The sequence below is a fragment of the Reyranella sp. CPCC 100927 genome, from assembly GCF_007859315.1.
Classification (GTDB): domain Bacteria; phylum Pseudomonadota; class Alphaproteobacteria; order Reyranellales; family Reyranellaceae; genus Vineibacter.
In genome coordinates, this window is record NZ_VOHA01000002.1 from 500,681 (window position 1) to 516,094 (window position 15,414).

14 protein-coding genes are annotated in these 15,414 nt (G+C 67.1%); 8 read left to right on the forward strand and 6 right to left on the reverse strand.

The window, feature by feature from the left end:
* Positions 1–11: 11 nt before the first annotated feature.
* Positions 12–689 (reverse strand): hypothetical protein, encoded by a 678-nt coding sequence (locus FQU96_RS08415; RefSeq protein WP_146540416.1) that lies wholly within the window; start codon positions 687–689, stop codon positions 12–14.
* A complete protein-coding gene (locus FQU96_RS08420; RefSeq protein WP_146540417.1) occupies positions 689–1,582 on the reverse strand; it encodes an alpha/beta fold hydrolase in 894 nt (297 codons plus the stop codon). The genes FQU96_RS08415 and FQU96_RS08420 overlap by 1 nt, the downstream gene beginning before the upstream one ends.
* Positions 1,583–1,681: 99 nt before the next feature.
* On the opposite strand from FQU96_RS08420, the gene FQU96_RS08425 reads away from it, so the two are divergent.
* Positions 1,682–2,461, forward strand: a complete 780-nt coding sequence (locus tag FQU96_RS08425) for an IclR family transcriptional regulator C-terminal domain-containing protein (RefSeq protein WP_146540418.1) — start codon at positions 1,682–1,684, stop codon at positions 2,459–2,461.
* A 9-nt stretch (positions 2,462–2,470) separates the two neighbouring features.
* Here FQU96_RS08425 and FQU96_RS08430 read toward each other — a convergent pair whose 3' ends face one another.
* The 3 genes from FQU96_RS08430 to FQU96_RS08440 are packed head-to-tail and all read right to left on the reverse strand — an operon-like array spanning position 2,471 to position 5,780.
* Positions 2,471–3,268 carry an alpha/beta fold hydrolase gene (locus FQU96_RS08430; RefSeq protein ID WP_255467902.1) on the reverse strand — a complete coding sequence of 266 codons (798 nt, stop codon included), beginning with the start codon at positions 3,266–3,268 and terminating at the stop codon, positions 2,471–2,473.
* Positions 3,269–3,291: 23 nt separating this feature from the next.
* Positions 3,292–4,947 (reverse strand): FAD-dependent oxidoreductase, encoded by a 1,656-nt coding sequence (locus tag FQU96_RS08435; RefSeq protein WP_218574651.1) that lies wholly within the window; start codon positions 4,945–4,947, stop codon positions 3,292–3,294.
* Between the two features lie 20 nt (positions 4,948–4,967).
* A complete protein-coding gene (locus FQU96_RS08440; RefSeq protein WP_146540419.1) occupies positions 4,968–5,780 on the reverse strand; it encodes a sugar phosphate isomerase/epimerase in 813 nt (270 codons plus the stop codon).
* A 192-nt stretch (positions 5,781–5,972) separates the two neighbouring features.
* On the opposite strand from FQU96_RS08440, the gene FQU96_RS08445 reads away from it, so the two are divergent.
* The 7 genes from FQU96_RS08445 (at position 5,973) to FQU96_RS08475 (ending at position 13,637) form a co-directional block, all read left to right on the forward strand.
* Complete coding sequence (locus FQU96_RS08445; RefSeq protein ID WP_146540420.1) at positions 5,973–6,860, forward strand: shikimate dehydrogenase; 888 nt, start codon at positions 5,973–5,975, stop codon at positions 6,858–6,860.
* Positions 6,860–7,840: a tripartite tricarboxylate transporter substrate binding protein gene (locus tag FQU96_RS08450; protein WP_146540421.1), complete on the forward strand. Its 981-nt coding sequence runs from the start codon at positions 6,860–6,862 to the stop codon at positions 7,838–7,840. Before FQU96_RS08445 ends, FQU96_RS08450 begins: the two co-directional genes overlap by 1 nt.
* A 207-nt stretch (positions 7,841–8,047) precedes the next feature.
* The gene (locus FQU96_RS08455; RefSeq protein ID WP_218574652.1) at positions 8,048–9,655 is read left to right on the forward strand and encodes an ABC transporter substrate-binding protein; all 1,608 of its coding nucleotides are present in this window, start codon (positions 8,048–8,050) and stop codon (positions 9,653–9,655) included.
* A gap of 142 nt (positions 9,656–9,797) precedes the next feature.
* Positions 9,798–10,739, forward strand: a complete 942-nt coding sequence (locus FQU96_RS08460; protein WP_146540422.1) for an ABC transporter permease — start codon at positions 9,798–9,800, stop codon at positions 10,737–10,739.
* A gap of 12 nt (positions 10,740–10,751) precedes the next feature.
* Positions 10,752–11,624, forward strand: a complete 873-nt coding sequence (locus FQU96_RS08465) for an ABC transporter permease (RefSeq protein WP_370461357.1) — start codon at positions 10,752–10,754, stop codon at positions 11,622–11,624.
* Between the two features lie 13 nt (positions 11,625–11,637).
* Positions 11,638–12,639 carry an ABC transporter ATP-binding protein gene (locus tag FQU96_RS08470; RefSeq protein WP_146540424.1) on the forward strand — a complete coding sequence of 334 codons (1,002 nt, stop codon included), beginning with the start codon at positions 11,638–11,640 and terminating at the stop codon, positions 12,637–12,639.
* Complete coding sequence (locus tag FQU96_RS08475) at positions 12,636–13,637, forward strand: ABC transporter ATP-binding protein (RefSeq protein ID WP_146540425.1); 1,002 nt, start codon at positions 12,636–12,638, stop codon at positions 13,635–13,637. The genes FQU96_RS08470 and FQU96_RS08475 overlap by 4 nt, the downstream gene beginning before the upstream one ends.
* A gap of 131 nt (positions 13,638–13,768) precedes the next feature.
* Here the strand turns inward: FQU96_RS08475 and FQU96_RS08480 are convergent, their stop codons facing one another.
* The gene (locus FQU96_RS08480) at positions 13,769–15,268 is read right to left on the reverse strand and encodes an amidase (RefSeq protein ID WP_146540426.1); all 1,500 of its coding nucleotides are present in this window, start codon (positions 15,266–15,268) and stop codon (positions 13,769–13,771) included.
* Between the last annotated feature and the right edge of the window lie 146 nt (positions 15,269–15,414).

The window sequence follows — 15,414 nt, forward strand, 5'->3', positions numbered from 1 at the left end:
CCACCTGGATCTCAGCGCACATAGGACCAATCCGTCGGACGCAGGACCAGGCCTGTGTGTGCCGTTTCATGCCGGCGCGACTCATGGAGCCAGGCCGCGAATGCCGGGAAGTCGCCCGGTCGGGATTGGACCTGGGTCAAGGTACGCATGTCGGGAAAGGCCCAGAGGACCACCGCCTCGGTGCCGTTGCGCAGGGCGGCCTCATAGGCACCCAACAGGCTGAAGGGGCTGCTGGAGTCAATTGCCCGGCTCATGTCGCCGAGCTGTTGCAGATAAGACGGGGCACCCCCGGGCGACAGGGAGACGATCTGCTGCAGCACGACCGGCGCCCGACGACCGGACGCGATCAAGGCGTCCCGGTTCGGGGTGTAGTCGGCGCCGACGAGCAGGCGATCAAAGCCACCCGTGCGTTCGCCGTACCAGCGCTCAAGGGGTTCGTGAAACAGCGCCGGCGTATTGTCGAAATGCCGCGCGAACCCGTCCCATCCGCCCGGCATTTCCCACAAGGTGACGATCTGCGGCCAGGCGCCGGTGAGGAACACCGGCACCCAGGCGGCGATGCACACGCTGCCGGCCGAACCGCGGGCGTTGCCTTCCGCGCGCACGACCTTGCCCAGTTCGTCGAGGTATCGCGTATGGGCACCGGGCTGCCGCACCGGATCGAGCGTCTCGTGGAAATAAAGGTTCATCACATCGCCTCCGCATGCTGGCGCAGAAAGGGCAGGATGCCGGCTAGCACCGCGTCGGGAACCTCCTCGGCCATCAGATGGCCGGCATCGACCGCCTCTCCGCTCGCCGCGTCCGTCCAGCGTCGCCAGGTTTCGAGCGGTGTTTCGCCCTCGCCGCCGTGGCGCGCCGCCTCCCACAGCACGTGGACGGGACAGGCGAGCTTGCGGCCGGCGGCAACATCAGCCGCATCGATGGCGGCGTCGATCGACGCCGCCGCCCGATAGTCCTCCATCATCGCATGACGCACCTCCGGCCGCCGGAAGCAGCGGCGATATTCCGCCATCGCCGCGGGCGTCAGGAAGCTGCGTTCGCGCGTCATCTTGCGCAGCGTCCAATCCAGGAAGAAATCGGGATCGGCGCCGGCCAGCCGCTCCGGCAGGTCGAAGGGCTGCGCGAACAAGAACCAGTGATAGGCGCCCAGCGCGAACGCCTTGTCGGCCCGCTGCCAGACCTCGTGGGTGGGAATGACGGTCAGCGATACGAACGCGCTCACGTGGCGCGGATGATCCAGTGCCAGGCGATAGCCGACACGCCCGCCGCGATCATGCCCAACGACGGCAAAACGATCGAACCCGAGATGGCGCATGACCGCGACCTGATCGGCCGCCATGGCGCGCTTGGAGAACGGCGTGTGCTGCGCATCCGTCGGCGGCGCCGTGCTGTCGCCGTAGCCACGCAGGTCGGTGGCGACCACGGTGAATATCCGTGACAGTGCGGGCGCCACGCGATGCCACGCGACATGGGTCTGCGGATAGCCGTGCAGCAGCAATAGCGGCGGACCGCTGCCGCCGATCACGCCGTTGATCACCGCATCACCTACCGGTACCTGCAACCGCCTGAACCCGTCAAACATGTCCGCTTCCAAATTTCCAGTGTGCGCACTGCGCTCGAATGTGCGATATTGTCGACATCACAGGTACACCGAGTCAACACGCGTCGGCGGGAGAGCAGCATGGCGAAAAGCGCGGGAATGCGACGCAGCGCTACTTTCGTTTCGGCCTTCGCGCGCGGCCTGCAGCTCATCGCCACCTTCGGCCCCAATGCCCAGCGCATGACGGTGGCCGAGGCCGCGGCCAGGGCTGGCTTCGACAGGGCGGTGACACGCCGATTGCTGCTCACATTGGTGGACCTCGGCTACGCCACGACGGACGGCAAGCAGTTCGAGTTGACGAGCCAGGTGCTGCGGCTGGGGTTTTCCTATCTCGCCGCGATGGGCCTGGACGTCCGCCTGCAACCCCATCTGGACGACCTGTCGCGCGCCATTCAGGAATCGGTCTCGGTGTCGATGCTGGATGGGACGGATGTGGTGTTCGTCGCGCGCTCCGATGCCGCCGGCCGGCAGATCGCCTCCTCCGTGCGGATCGGCACGCGCCTGTCCGCCTTCATCACCGCGTCGGGTCGCATGCTGCTGTCGATGCAACCGGACGAGCAGGTTCTCGCCCTGCTGCGCACAGCGAACATGCGCGCCATGACCCGCCACACGATCGTCGATCGCCGCGAACTGCTGGCGACCGTGCAGAAGGCCCGCAAGGACGGCTATGCCGTCAACGATCAGGAGACCGAGGAGGGACTTCTCGGCGCCGCCGTGCTGCTGCGCAACCGGTCCGGCCGCGCCATTGCATCGCTCAACGCGAACTCCCACATCGCGCGCGTGAAGAAGCATCAGCTGGTCCGCGACATCGTGCCGAAAATGCAGGATTGCGCCAACCGGCTGTCCAGCCTGCTCCTGTGAACAGGGCAACTATGCCAGCAAGCTCAGCAGCGTTTCCGACAAGCGCTGCGGCTGCGTGACCATGACGTCATGGCCCTCGGCCAGTTCGACAAAGCGCCAGCGGGGATCGGCGCGGACGCGTTGCTTGGTCGCATCGAGAACGGCCAGTGCCGGCGCGCTGCAGGAGATGTAGGCCAGCTTCGCGACTGACGCGATCCCGCCCGCCAGTTTGAGTGCCTGCAGGTAGGTGCCGACCGGTTGCGGTGACAGGCGCCGGTTGATCCACTCGGCGTCGGCCGGATCCGACACGCCGAAGGCGCTAGCGGGCAATGGTGGGATGTTCCAGCTTTCGCTGCTGGCGGCGTTCTCGCGGTAGGCCGCCGCGGTCGGGGCGTAGTCGAGCACGGCTTCGCCGTCCTTCGGCACGAAGCCATCGAGAACAACGAGCTGCGTGATCGCCGCCGGTCGACGGTCCGCCGCGCCGCAAACCACGAAGCCGCCGTAGCTGTGCCCGACCAGAACGACGTCGGACAGTTCCTCGGCCTCGATGTGGCCGAGCACGTCCTGGATGTGCGTATCCAGCGTGACGGCGCGCGAGATCAGGTGGCGCCGTTCGCCCAGTCCGGTCAGCGTCGGCGCCGTCACCCGATGGCCGGCCACCTCCAGGAAAGGCCGCAGTCGCGCCCAACACCAGCCGCCATGCCACGCACCGTGCACCAGAACAAAGGTCGCGGGCTTGCTGCGCGCCGCCGCGATCGATGCCACTGCCGCCGCGGCGCCGACCATGCCGATCGTGGCGGACGCACGCAGGATATGCCGTCGATCCATCGCTCCCTCCATCGGAAGACCGGTCAGCGCCCTTCCGGCCGCGGCGGCCGATAGCCGCGACGCGTATAGGGCGTCAGCGCGCCGTAGACCGGCCAACGCAGCGGTACGCCGAGATCGGCCAACGTCGATTGAAAGTCGGCCAGGCGTCCCGCATCGGCGCGCACGCCGCGCGGCGGCAGGTTGTGGCGCAGCGCGACCGCGGCGAGTGCGCCCACGGCCTCGCCGATGCTCCATTCCACGGGATGGACCCGGTAGGCGCCGCTGGTGATGCGCGTCGTGCCGATGTTCTTGCAGGCCGGCAACAGGTTATCGACCCGCACCGGCAGCAGGGCGCCGAGCGGAATCTCGAAGGGATAGGCATCGATATCCACCGTGTCGCGGCCACGGGTGCTGGGATGCAGGTCGATGCGATAGGCCCCGATGCCGACGCTGTCGGGAAACGGTTCCGCCGCCGAGCGGCCCGGCCGCGCCTGCACGCCGATATGCTGCTCCAGGACCGTGAACTCGGCCCGGATGCGACGGCCTTCGCGGTAATAGACCTGCTTGGCCAAACCATCGGCGGTACCCAGCACGTCGCCGCGCAGACGCAAACCGGGATAGCCGATGCCGCCGTCATGCCGCGGCGCCTCGGTCTGCATCCAGTAGAGAAAAGAGAGGCTGAACTGGCGGGCCTCGCGCAATGCCGCCGCCGCATCCTGCGGCGACACGCCGATCGCCGGCCGGCGCCAGTAGTCCATCTGCGGCCAGTTCGCCACCGTGATGTCGCTGGCATACGTGCCGGGCAGGAAATGGCGCCGCCACGCGATGCGGCGCGCATGCCAGAGATCGAAAACATAGGGCTCGTCCGTGTCACCCGCGAAGAGCTGACGCGTCAGCGGTCGATGAGTCACGTGGTCGCTGACCACCCAGCTGAACTGGGCTCCCGGCCAGCCGTCGATCCGCAGGTCGCGATGGAGCGCATAGTCGTCCGGGCGATCGATGGTGTGATCCTCGCCCGGCCGATGATCGAACGCCATGCACCAGGTGAGCGCCTGCTGATCGAACGGATCGGCGACCGCCAGCGCGTGCGGCTCGCCTGTTGTCGCCCGCGCTTCGGCGCCGAACACATGCTCGACTTCGGCCGCGGCCAGCAGGTCGCCGGTCTCGCTGGCATCGACGACGAGATCGGCCGCCACGAAGAGCGTGCTGCCGTCCTCGAGACGCAGGAGCTCCAGGCCCAGCACACGATCGCGGTCAATCACCGCGCGCACGAGCCTGTGACGCCGCAGCACCCGGATCCGGGCACCGCTGACAAAGGGGGCCAGCAGATCATCGATGACGCGAACGGCCACGGTCGGCTCGACGCACAGCGATCCGACGTTGCCCATGCCGGGATTCAATTCGGTAGTGCGATGTGCCTCGCCCGTCAGCGGATAGTGTGCGCGGTAGTAGTCGCGCAGCCGCCGGCGAAAATGGCCGTAGCTGCGCGAGTGCATTCCGGCCTCGATCCACGGGCCTTCGTCGAGAGGAACCCCTTGCGCCGTCAATTGACCGCCCAGCCAGTCCAGTTCTTCGACCAGGATCACGTCGACGCCCAGCGCCGCGGCGGCAAGCGTTGCCGAGACGCCGCCCAGCCCGCCGCCGAACACCAGCACCTGGCAGCGCATTTCCTTGGCGCGGCTCGAATCGTGGATGCTCACATCAGACTCCTTGAAGCCGGTCACGCATGATCCCGGTGGCGCCGCAGCCAGGCGCTGCTGGCGGTGAAGGCAAGCCGTGCGCGCTCCCGCGGCGTGCGCCCGTGATACCGGGCATGCGGTGCCTCGACGCTCAACGGCGTATCGGGCGGCAATGCCTTCAGCAGCGCATCCAGTGGCAGCGCACCTTCACCGGGATACAGGCGACCGCCTCTGGCCTCTGCCCGCAGGCGATCGGCCGCTGGCGGCGTTGCCGGCGCATCGCAGATCTGGGCGTACGACAGCATCGCTGGCGTCATGCCGGCGAGGTCGGCGGGCGTGCCGCCGGACCGGCTTAAATGCAGGGCGTCGACAAGAACGCCGGCATTGGACTGGCCGGCCGTCCGGATCACGCCTGCCGCCTCTTCCAGCGTCCTCACCTTCGAATAGGGGATGAACTCCAGCATCACCCGCAGGCCGAAGGGCGCCGCGGTCTCGCAAAGCCGCGCCACGTTGGTGACCAACCGACCGCCGTCCGGATCATTGCCGACCACCAGCAGCTGGCCAGCCCCCAGACGGGCCGACGCCTCGAAGGCCGGCAGGAAGCCGGTGACGTCGGTGTCGGGCTCCAACCAGAATGTCTCGACATCAAGGACGCTCAGCCCCGATGTCGCCAGGCAGCGCACGGTCTCACGCAACGCGGCTTCGCTGCCGAGAATGGAATCGAACGCATCCAGCGGTGACGGCGCGACCAGCCGCAACCCGACGGATTGAAAACCCGCGTCAGCCGCCGCCGCGATCAACACCGGCGGGGTTGCATCAAGAATCGTCAGATGGGCCAGCGACAGGGAATTCATATCTCACACCACGACGATGGAGCGCGGCGATCATGACGAGGCCGGATTGCCATCGTCAACATGAGAACTGCCTTGTTGTGCGTTTTTATGCATACCTGAGCGCAGAGCGCACATCCATTCTTTTGAAATTTACAAGCGCGCATTGATTGTTCTTGATCGGCGGTCTCAGCAGAGCGCAGGCGGGACCTGATCATGGTGAGTCGCGTCGAGTCACGGCCCGGCAACATGCCGAACGGCGCCACACGCCTTCTGGCCATTGTCGGGGATCCGATCGCGCAGGTGCGCGCGCCAGCCTTCTGGAGCGCGGCTTTCGGGGCACGCGGCATCGATCTGCTGTGCATACCGATCCATGTGCCGCCCGCCGATCTGCTGCCGGCGCTACGCGGGCTTCAGGTGATGCGTAATGTCGACGGCATCATTGTGACGGTGCCGCACAAGACGGCAGCATGCCGCTGCGTCGATCGCCTGTCGGCACGCGCCGCTGCGATCGGCGCGATCAACATGATGCGTCGCGAAGCGGACGATAGCTGGTCCGGCGACATCTTCGACGGCGTCGGGTTTGTCGACGGACTGGCGGCAGCCGGCATCGCACTCGACCAGCGCCGGGTTCTGCTGGTCGGCGCCGGCGGCGCTGGCACCGCCATCGGATTCGCTCTGGCGCATGCCGGGGTGCGGGAGATCCGCGTGTTCGACACCGATGGCGATCGCGCCGTCTCGTTGCGGGACAGGTTGTCCCACGGCGCCGGCCCGCCAATCAGCTGTGTCGACGCGCCCGATCCGTCGGATGTTGATCTCGCCATCAACGCGACACCGCTGGGACTGCGACCTGACGACCGCCTGCCGCTGGACGTCGACCGTCTGACGCCGGCCACCATCGTCGCCGATGTGATCATGAAGCCGCGCCAGACACGGCTGCTGCGTGCTGCAGCCGAGCGCGGCTGCCGCACGCATGATGGTGTCCACATGATGGACCACCAGGCACCGCATGCCGCCGACTTCTTCCGCTTTCCCGGCCATGACTGGAGCGTCGAGACGGTCCGGCGGCTGGTGGAGAACGAACAATCACCGGGAGGACGCTGATGAAAAGAATGGCGATTGCCCTTTTTGCGATCTGGACGATCGCGGCGCATGTGATGGCGCCGCCGTGTCAGGCGGCGGACGGAGATTTTCCATCCCGTCCCATCCGCATCGTGGCGCCGTTTCCACCGGGCGGTCCGCTGGACACGATCAGCCGCGTGCTGGCGCAGCAGCTCACCGTGCAGATGGGCCAGCAGGTGGTGGTCGACAATCGGCCGGGCGCCAGCGGCATCATCGGCGTCGACCACGTCGCCCATGCGCGACCTGACGGCTATACGCTGGTGATGACGGGCAACAGCTTCGCGATTCACGCGACGATGATGAAAAAGCTGCCCTATGACACCATCAGGGATCTCACGCCTGTCGCGCAGGTGGCCACGACGCCCCTGTGGATCGTCGCCAATCCCAGGCTGGGCGTGAACTCCGCCCGCGAGCTGGTCGCGCTGGCCAAGTCCAAGCCCGGGAAACTGACCTATGCCGGCACCATGGGCACGGTCACGCATCTGAGCGTCGAACTGTTCAAGCAGGCTCAGGGCATTGATCTCGTATTCGTGCCCTACAAGGGCTCGGCGCCAGCCATGACCGACCTCATCAGCGGCCAGGTCGACGTCATGTTCGACACGATCCCGTCGTCGCTCGGTTTCGCGCGCAGCGGCGCCCTGAAGCCGCTGGCGATCACCAGTGCCAAGCGCGTCGGCATCGCCAGCGACATTCCGGCGATCACCGAGGAAGGCCTGCCCGACCTGGATGTCGTCGGCTGGTACGGCCTGCTGGCACCGGCCGGGACGGACAAAAAGATCATCGACCGGCTCAACGCGGAAATCGGCAAGGCCCTGGCGCTGCCCAGCGTCAAGGAGCGCCTGGACGCGGCCGGCGCGGAGTCTGCCTACAGCCCCACGGACGCCTTTGCGCGCTTCATCGATAGCGAGATCACCCGCTGGAGGCAGGTGGTCGCCCGGGCCGGCATCCCGCTGATGGACTGAGCTTTGCCCGCGGCGGCACATCAAGTCGCAGCGGGCGAGAGGCTTCCCTGGCCTGACGGCGCGCGCCGGTGATGTCGCACCGCCAGGCATAAGCTGAGCAGAGCGCCGTCAGCTTCGCGTCATATTGCCAAGCGTGCTCCGACGGACCCATACTCCGGTTCAAGTGGACGGCCGCGGCCGAGCCGCATGGATCCGGGGGGTGACACGATGGCAATCGCTTTTGGCGCTCTGCGATGGTTCGCAACGACCGCCTGTTTGATGGTGCCCATGGTCTGGGGCACGCCGGCGTCGCGCGCCGAGGAGAAGGTGCTGCGTGCCGTGATGCACGCCGATGTGCGCGTGATCGATCCGATCTGGACGACGCAGACCATCGCCAACATCCACGGCATGCTGGTCTACGATACGCTGTTCGGCAACGACGCCAACATGCAGCCCAAGCCGCAGATGGTCGACAAGTACGACATCAGCGCCGACAAGCTGGTCTACACCTTCACCCTGCGCGACGGATTGAAGTTCAGCGACGGCTCGCCGGTCACCACCAAGGACGTGATCGCCTCGCTGAAGCGCTGGGGTGCCAAGGACGGCGTCGGCATGCGCCTGTTCTCGTATGTCGACAAGCTCGAGGCGGTTGACGACAAGATCTTCCGCATGACGCTCACCAAGCCCTACGGCATGGTGCTGGAATCGCTGGGCAAGACCAACAGTTCGGTCGCTGCCATCATGCGCGAGAAGGAGGCGCAGACCGACCCGCAGCAGCAGGTCAAGGAGTCGGTCGGTTCCGGCCCCTACATGTTCGCCAAGGACCTCTGGGTGCCCGGTAGCAAAGCGGTCTATCTCAAGAATCCGCACTATGTGCCGCGGCCGGGCAACGAGCCGCCCTCGTCCTTCGCCGGCAGCAAGATCGCCGGCGTCGACCGCGTCGAACTGGTGTGGATCTCCGATTCGCAAACCGCGATGTCGGCGCTGATCAACGGCGAAATCGACTTCTATGAGAACCCCGGCATCGACTTCCTGCCGATCCTCGAGAAGAGCCGCAACGTCAAGCTGATGAAGACCGGCGATCTCGACAGCACGCACGGCATGATCCGGCTCAATCACCTGCACCCGCCGTTCAACAACGAAAAGGCGCGGCAGGCGATGTACTACCTGATCAACCAGGAGGACTTCCTGCGTGCTGTCGTTGGTGATCCGAAGTACTACCGGGTCTGCCACGGCCTCATCACCTGCGGCGCACCGCTGGCCAGCGACGCCGGCAGCCAGTGGTTCAAGGAGTACAATCCCAAGAAGGCGCTGCAGCTCTTGAAGGAGGCCGGCTACAAGGGTGAGCCGATCACCATCCTGGCCGCCACGGATCACAATACCATCACGCCGGCGACGCAGGTCCTGATCCAGGCCATGCGCGATGCCGGCATCAATCTCGATGTCCAGTCGATGGACTGGGGTTCGGTCGTGTCGCGGCGCGCCAAGCGTGAGCCGCCGGCGCAGGGCGGTTGGCATATCTTCGTCACCACGACCGGCGGCGTCGGTTCGGCCAACCCTGTCCTGCATACCTGGCTCGGCGCCGCTTGCGACAAAGGGCTGTTCGGCTGGCCGTGCGATGAGAAGGTCGAGGCGCTGCGCAGCGAGTATGCCTTCGCACAAACCGACGACGAGAAGAAGCGCATCGCACGCGATCTGCAGGCACGCGCGATGGACCAAGTTGTCTACATCCCGTTCGGCCAATGGACGACGCCGCTGGCCTATCGCTCCGACCGCCTGCAGGGCATCGTGCCCAACACCGGCCTGGCGGTGCTGTGGGGCATCACCAAGAAATGACGCAAGCACTTCCCTCCCCCACGCAGTGGGGGAGGTGGCCGAAGGCCGGAGGGGGAGCCCGCGTGGTCTCTGTTACTAAAACCACGTCGGGTCCCCTCCGCCCCTACGGGGCACCTCCCCACTGCGTGGGGAGGACCGTCACATGACCGCCTACATCCTGCGGCGGCTGCTGGCGACCTTGCCGGTGATGGCGGTGGTCGCGGTGTTCGTCTTCTTCCTGCTGCGCATCGCGCCGGGTGATCCGGCAGCGATCATCGCCGGCGAGGACGCGACGGCCGAAGCCATCGAAGCGGTACGTGCCAAGCTGGGGCTCGACCGCCCGGTGCTGGAGCAGTTCGCGTTGTGGCTGTGGCGGCTGGCGCAGGGTGACTTGGGAGTCTCGATCTTTTCCAACCTGCCGGTGACCCGGCTGATCGCGCAGCGGCTGGAACCCACCATGGCGTTGACCCTGTCGACGCTGTTCGTCGCCGTAGCACTGGCAATTCCCGTGGGCGTCATCGCCGCCTGGCAGGTGCGGAAGCTGGCCGACCGGCTGGTCATGATTTTCGCCGTGCTGGGCTTCGCGGTGCCCGGGTTCCTTGCCGCCTATGTGCTGATCTACATCTTCGCGGTGCAGCTGCAGTGGCTGCCGGTGCAGGGCTATCGCCCGATCGCCGAGGGCCTGTGGCCCTTCGTCGAGGGACTGATCCTGCCGTCGATTGCCCTGGGCGTCACCTATATGGCGCTGATCGCGCGCATCACACGCGCCTCGATGCTGGAGGTGCTGTCGCAGGACTACATCCGCACCGCCAACTCCAAGGGGCTGGCCACACGCCGCGTGCTGCTGCTGCACGCGCTGAAGAACGCGGCGGTGCCGATCGTCACCGTGATCGGCATCGGCATTGCGCTGCTGATCTCCGGTGTCGTGATCACCGAGACCGTATTCAACATCCCGGGCCTGGGCCGGCTCACGGTCGATGCCGTGCTCAAGCGCGACTATCCCATCGTGCAGGGCCTGATCCTGGTGTTTGCGGCCGCCAAGGTGCTGGTGAACCTGGTGATCGACATCTCCTACGCCTTCCTCGATCCGCGCATCCGGTACTGAGCCATGGTCGCCATCACCGACGACACCGCCACGCCGCGCGCCGAGCCGCCGGCCTTGGCGCGCTGGCTGACCGCGATCCGGCGCAACCCGACGATCGCCGTCGGCGCGGTGCTGCTGGCCATCCTGGTCTCGCTCGCGATCCTGGCACCGTGGCTGACAACGGACCCGCTGAAGCAGGCGACCATCAACCGGCTGCGGCCGCCGTCAGAGCGCTTCTGGTTCGGGACCGACCAGTTCGGCCGCGACATCTTCGCCCGCACCCTGCACGGCGCGCGCGTGTCGCTGGTCGTCGGTCTGACGGTCGCCGCCATCTCCAGCGTGGTCGGGCTGGCGCTGGGCATCGTCTGCGGCTATTTCCGCCGCGTCGACGGCATCGTCATGCGGATCATGGACGGGATCATGGCGATCCCCTCGATCCTGCTGGCCATCGCCCTGATCACGCTGACCCGGCCCGGCCTGGTCGTCGTCATCATCGCCATCGTCATTCCCGAAGTGCCGCGCGTCGTGCGCGTGGTGCGCAGCGTCGTGCTGTCGATCCGCGCGCAACCCTATATCGACAGCGCCATCGCCGGCGGCACGCGCGGCTTCAAGCTGCTGGCACGCCACGTGCTGCCCAACACCCTGGCGCCGCTGATCGTGCAGGCAACCTATATCTGCGCCGCCGGGATGCTGATCGAAGCGGCGCTGAGCTTCCTGGGCGCTGGCGTGCCGCCGGAGATCCCGAGTTGGGGCAACATCATCGCCCAGGGCCGCAGCTTCTTCCAGATTGCGCCATGGACCATCCTGATCCCGGGCGCCTTCCTGGCGCTCACGGTGCTGGCGGTGAACCTGATGGGCGACGGCCTGCGCGATCGCCTCGACCCCCGGCTGGCGCGGCGGATGTGAGGGTGTTGCCGGTATGACCAACATCCTCGAGGTGCGCGATCTGGCGACGCATTTCTTCACGCTCGACGGCGTGGTGCGTGCCGTCGACGGCGTGTCGTTCGATCTGTCGCCCGGCGAGACGCTGGGCATCGTGGGCGAATCGGGCTGCGGCAAGTCGGTGACGGCATTGTCGATCCTGCGCCTGATACCGCCCGAGACCAGCCGCATCGTGGGCGGATCGGTGCGCTTCGACGGACGTGATCTTGCGGCCCTGTCCGAGACCGAGATGCGGGCGATCCGCGGTCATCGCATTGCGATGATCTTCCAGGAGCCGATGACCAGCCTGAACCCGGTACTGACCATCGGCACGCAGATCGCCGAGAATGTGGTGCGCCACACCGGTGTACCCTGGCGCGCCGCGCTGGATCGGGCGCGGGAGATGCTCGACCTGGTGAAGATCGCCGACGCGCGGCGGCGCATCGAGGAATATCCGCACCAGCTCTCCGGCGGCATGCGCCAGCGTGCCATGATCGCGATCGCCCTGTCGTGCAATCCGCAGGTGCTGATCGCCGACGAACCCACGACGGCGCTCGATGTCACCATCCAGGCGCAGATCCTGGACCTGATGCTGGAACTGAAGGAGAAGCTGGGCACCGCCATCGTCATGATCACGCACGATCTGGGGGTGATCGCCGAAACGACGCAGCGTGTCGTGGTGATGTACGCCGGCCGCAAGGTCGAGGAGGCGCCGGTGGAAGCGCTGTTCGCACAGCCGACCCATCCTTATACGCGCGGCCTGATGCGCGCCGTGCCGCGCCTGGATGCCGACGCCGAGATCGCCGGCCGCCGCCCCCGCCTGCAGGAGATCCCGGGCATCGTGCCGGCATTGAACCGGCCCATTGCCGGCTGCGCCTTCGCGCCGCGGTGCGGCTTCGCCACCGAGCGCTGCCGCGCCGAAGCACCGCCGCTGATCACGACGTCGGCAGGCCACGCCGCGGCGTGCTGGGAAACCGCGCGGGTGCTGGAGGCGGCATGACCGAGCAGCCCAGCCTCGAGGTGCGTGACCTCGTCAAGCATTTCCCGATTCATGGCGGCCTGCTGCAGCGCCGGACCGGCGCCGTTCAGGCCGTCGACGGCGTGAGCTTCGCGATCCGCCGCGGCGAGACCTTGGGCCTGGTGGGCGAATCGGGTTGCGGCAAGTCGACGGTTGGCAAGACCGTGCTGAAGCTGATGGATCCCACGTCCGGACAGATCCTGATCGGCGGCGCCGATGTCACGCATCTTGGTCCCAGCGCGATGTGGCCGCATCGGCGGCGTATCCAGACCGTGTTCCAGGACCCCTACTCGTCGCTGAACCCGCGGCTCACCGCCGGCACCATCGTCGGCGAGCCGTTGGAGAACTTCGACATCGCCCGCGGCGCCGAGAAGGAAGAGCGCGTCGCCGCCCTTTTCCAGCGCGTGGGTTTGCGGCGCGACGCCATGGTGCGCTTCACCCACGAATTCTCCGGCGGCCAGCGCCAGCGGCTGGGTATCGCCAAGGCGCTGGCGGTCAATCCCGATGTGATCGTGGCCGACGAGCCGGTGTCGGCGCTCGACGTCTCGGTCCAGGCCCAGGTGCTGAACCTGCTGATCGACCTGCAGGACGAGTACCAGCTGGCCTACCTCTTCATCAGCCATGACCTGGCGGTGATGCGCCATATCAGCCACCGCATCGCGGTGATGTACCTGGGCCGCATCGTGGAGCTCACCGACAAGCGCAGCTTGTTCTCGACGCCGCTGCATCCCTACACCGAGGCCCTGCTGGCAGCGGCACCGATTCCCGATCCGGTGCGCAAGCGCCGCGGTCGCATGATCCTGAAAGGCGACGTGCCCAGCCCGGCCAAGCCGCCCAGCGGCTGCCGTTTCCACACCCGCTGTCCCTACGCCCTGCCCGCCTGCAGCCAGGACGATCCACCGTTGGTCGAGGTCTCCCCCGGCCACCACGTGGCCTGCCTGCGCCGCCCGGTCGGCGGCGATCCAGCGCCGCTCTCTTAACCTCTCCCGCAAGCGGGAGAGGGAGGGGCCCATTGTGCGTTAGCGCAATGGGAGGGTGAGGGGCCACGCACAAGGCATCTCGTCCTTGGGCCCTCACCCGCCGAGCGCTGCGCGCTCGTCGACCTCTCCCGCTAAGCGGGAGAGGTGAAGACCGGCGGGTGGGTGACGATCGACTTCAGCTCGGGCACCGGCTTGGCGAGCTTGGTGAGATCCGGGCGCGGACGGCGCAAGGCGACGACTGCTTCGAACGCCTGCTCCATCGCGTGGGCGGCGCCCAGCAGGGCACGGTCGCCGCGGAAGCGGCCCACCACCTGCAGGCCGAACGGCATGCCGGCGTGGTCGGTGCCGCTGGGGATCGAAATCGCCGGGTTGGTGGCCAGGGTGACGAAATAGGTCGGCGCCAACCAGTGATAGTAGTTGCGCAGCTTCTGGCCGTTCATTTCCTCGAGGTAGAGCTTGGTCCACGGGAACGGCGACACCGGCGTCGTCGGCGCCAGCACCAGATCGTAGTCGCGGAACGTCTCCTGGAAGGTGCGGAAGATGCGGGTCTGCTCCAGGTGCGCCCAGGCGAAATCCGCCAGGCTCATCTTGGCGCCGATCTCGTAGTTGGCGCGCACGTTAGGGCCGAGCGACGCCGGATCCTTCTCGTAAGCCTCGCGGTAGCGGGCCAGGAAGCTTACGGCGCGGATCACGTCGAAGCAGCGGTCGGCCTCGCCGAAGTCGAACGCCACCTGATCGCAACGCGCGAAGAGATGCTGCATGGCCTGCACCTTGTCGCGCATGGTCTGGCGGATGGGTCCGTCGACCGGGCACTGACCGAAATCCTCGGTCCACGCCACGCGCAAACGGCCGAGATCGACGGGCGGCGGCACGGCGAAGGCTTCGCCGCCGGCGTCGTAGGACAGCGGATCGCGGTCATCAGGTGCCGCTTGCGCCGCCATCAATAGGCAGGTGTCGGCCACGGTGCGACCCATCGGACCCAGCACCGAGATCGGCGTCCAGCCCAGGCCACGACGCTCGACCGACACCACACCCGGCGACGGGCGGAAGCCGACGACGCCGTTCATCGCCGCCGGGATGCGCAGCGAGCCGCCGGTATCGGAGCCGGTGCACACCGGCAGCATGTCGCAGGCCAGCGCCACGGCCGAACCGCCGGACGAGCCACCGGCGTTGAGCAGTGGGTTGAACGGATTGCCGGTGGCGCCCCATACGCCGTTGCGGCTGTTGGCGCCGGCGCCGAACTCCGGCACGTTGGTCTTGCCGACGACCACCGCGCCGGCGGCGCGCACGCGCGCCACCATGGCGTTGTCCTGCGTCGGCACGAAGTCGCGGTAGAGCGGCGAGCCATACGTGGTCAGCAGCCCTTCGGTCTCCTCCAGATCCTTGATGCCGGTGGGCAGGCCATGCAGCAGTCCCAGCGCCTCGCCGTGGCGCACGGCCTGCTCGGCTTCCTTGGCTTCCTTGCGGGCCCGCTCATAGCAGGTCGCCGTCACGGCATTGACCGCCGGGTTCACCGCTGCAATGCGCGCGATGCAGGCCTCCAGCAATTCGACCGGCGAGACTTCCTTGCTGCCGATGCGGCGGCGCAGTTCCACTGCCGACAGAGACAGGAGTTGCTCGTTGGCTGCCATCGTTCGCTCTCCACGGGGCTCATTAGACGGACATCCATCCGACGCAGCCGCAGGGGCGTCAACTCTTTTCGCCCTGAGACGTGCGCCGCGCCGGACCGGTTGACGCCGCCATGAGCGCCCGCCAAGCTGACGGCACATAGGGAGGA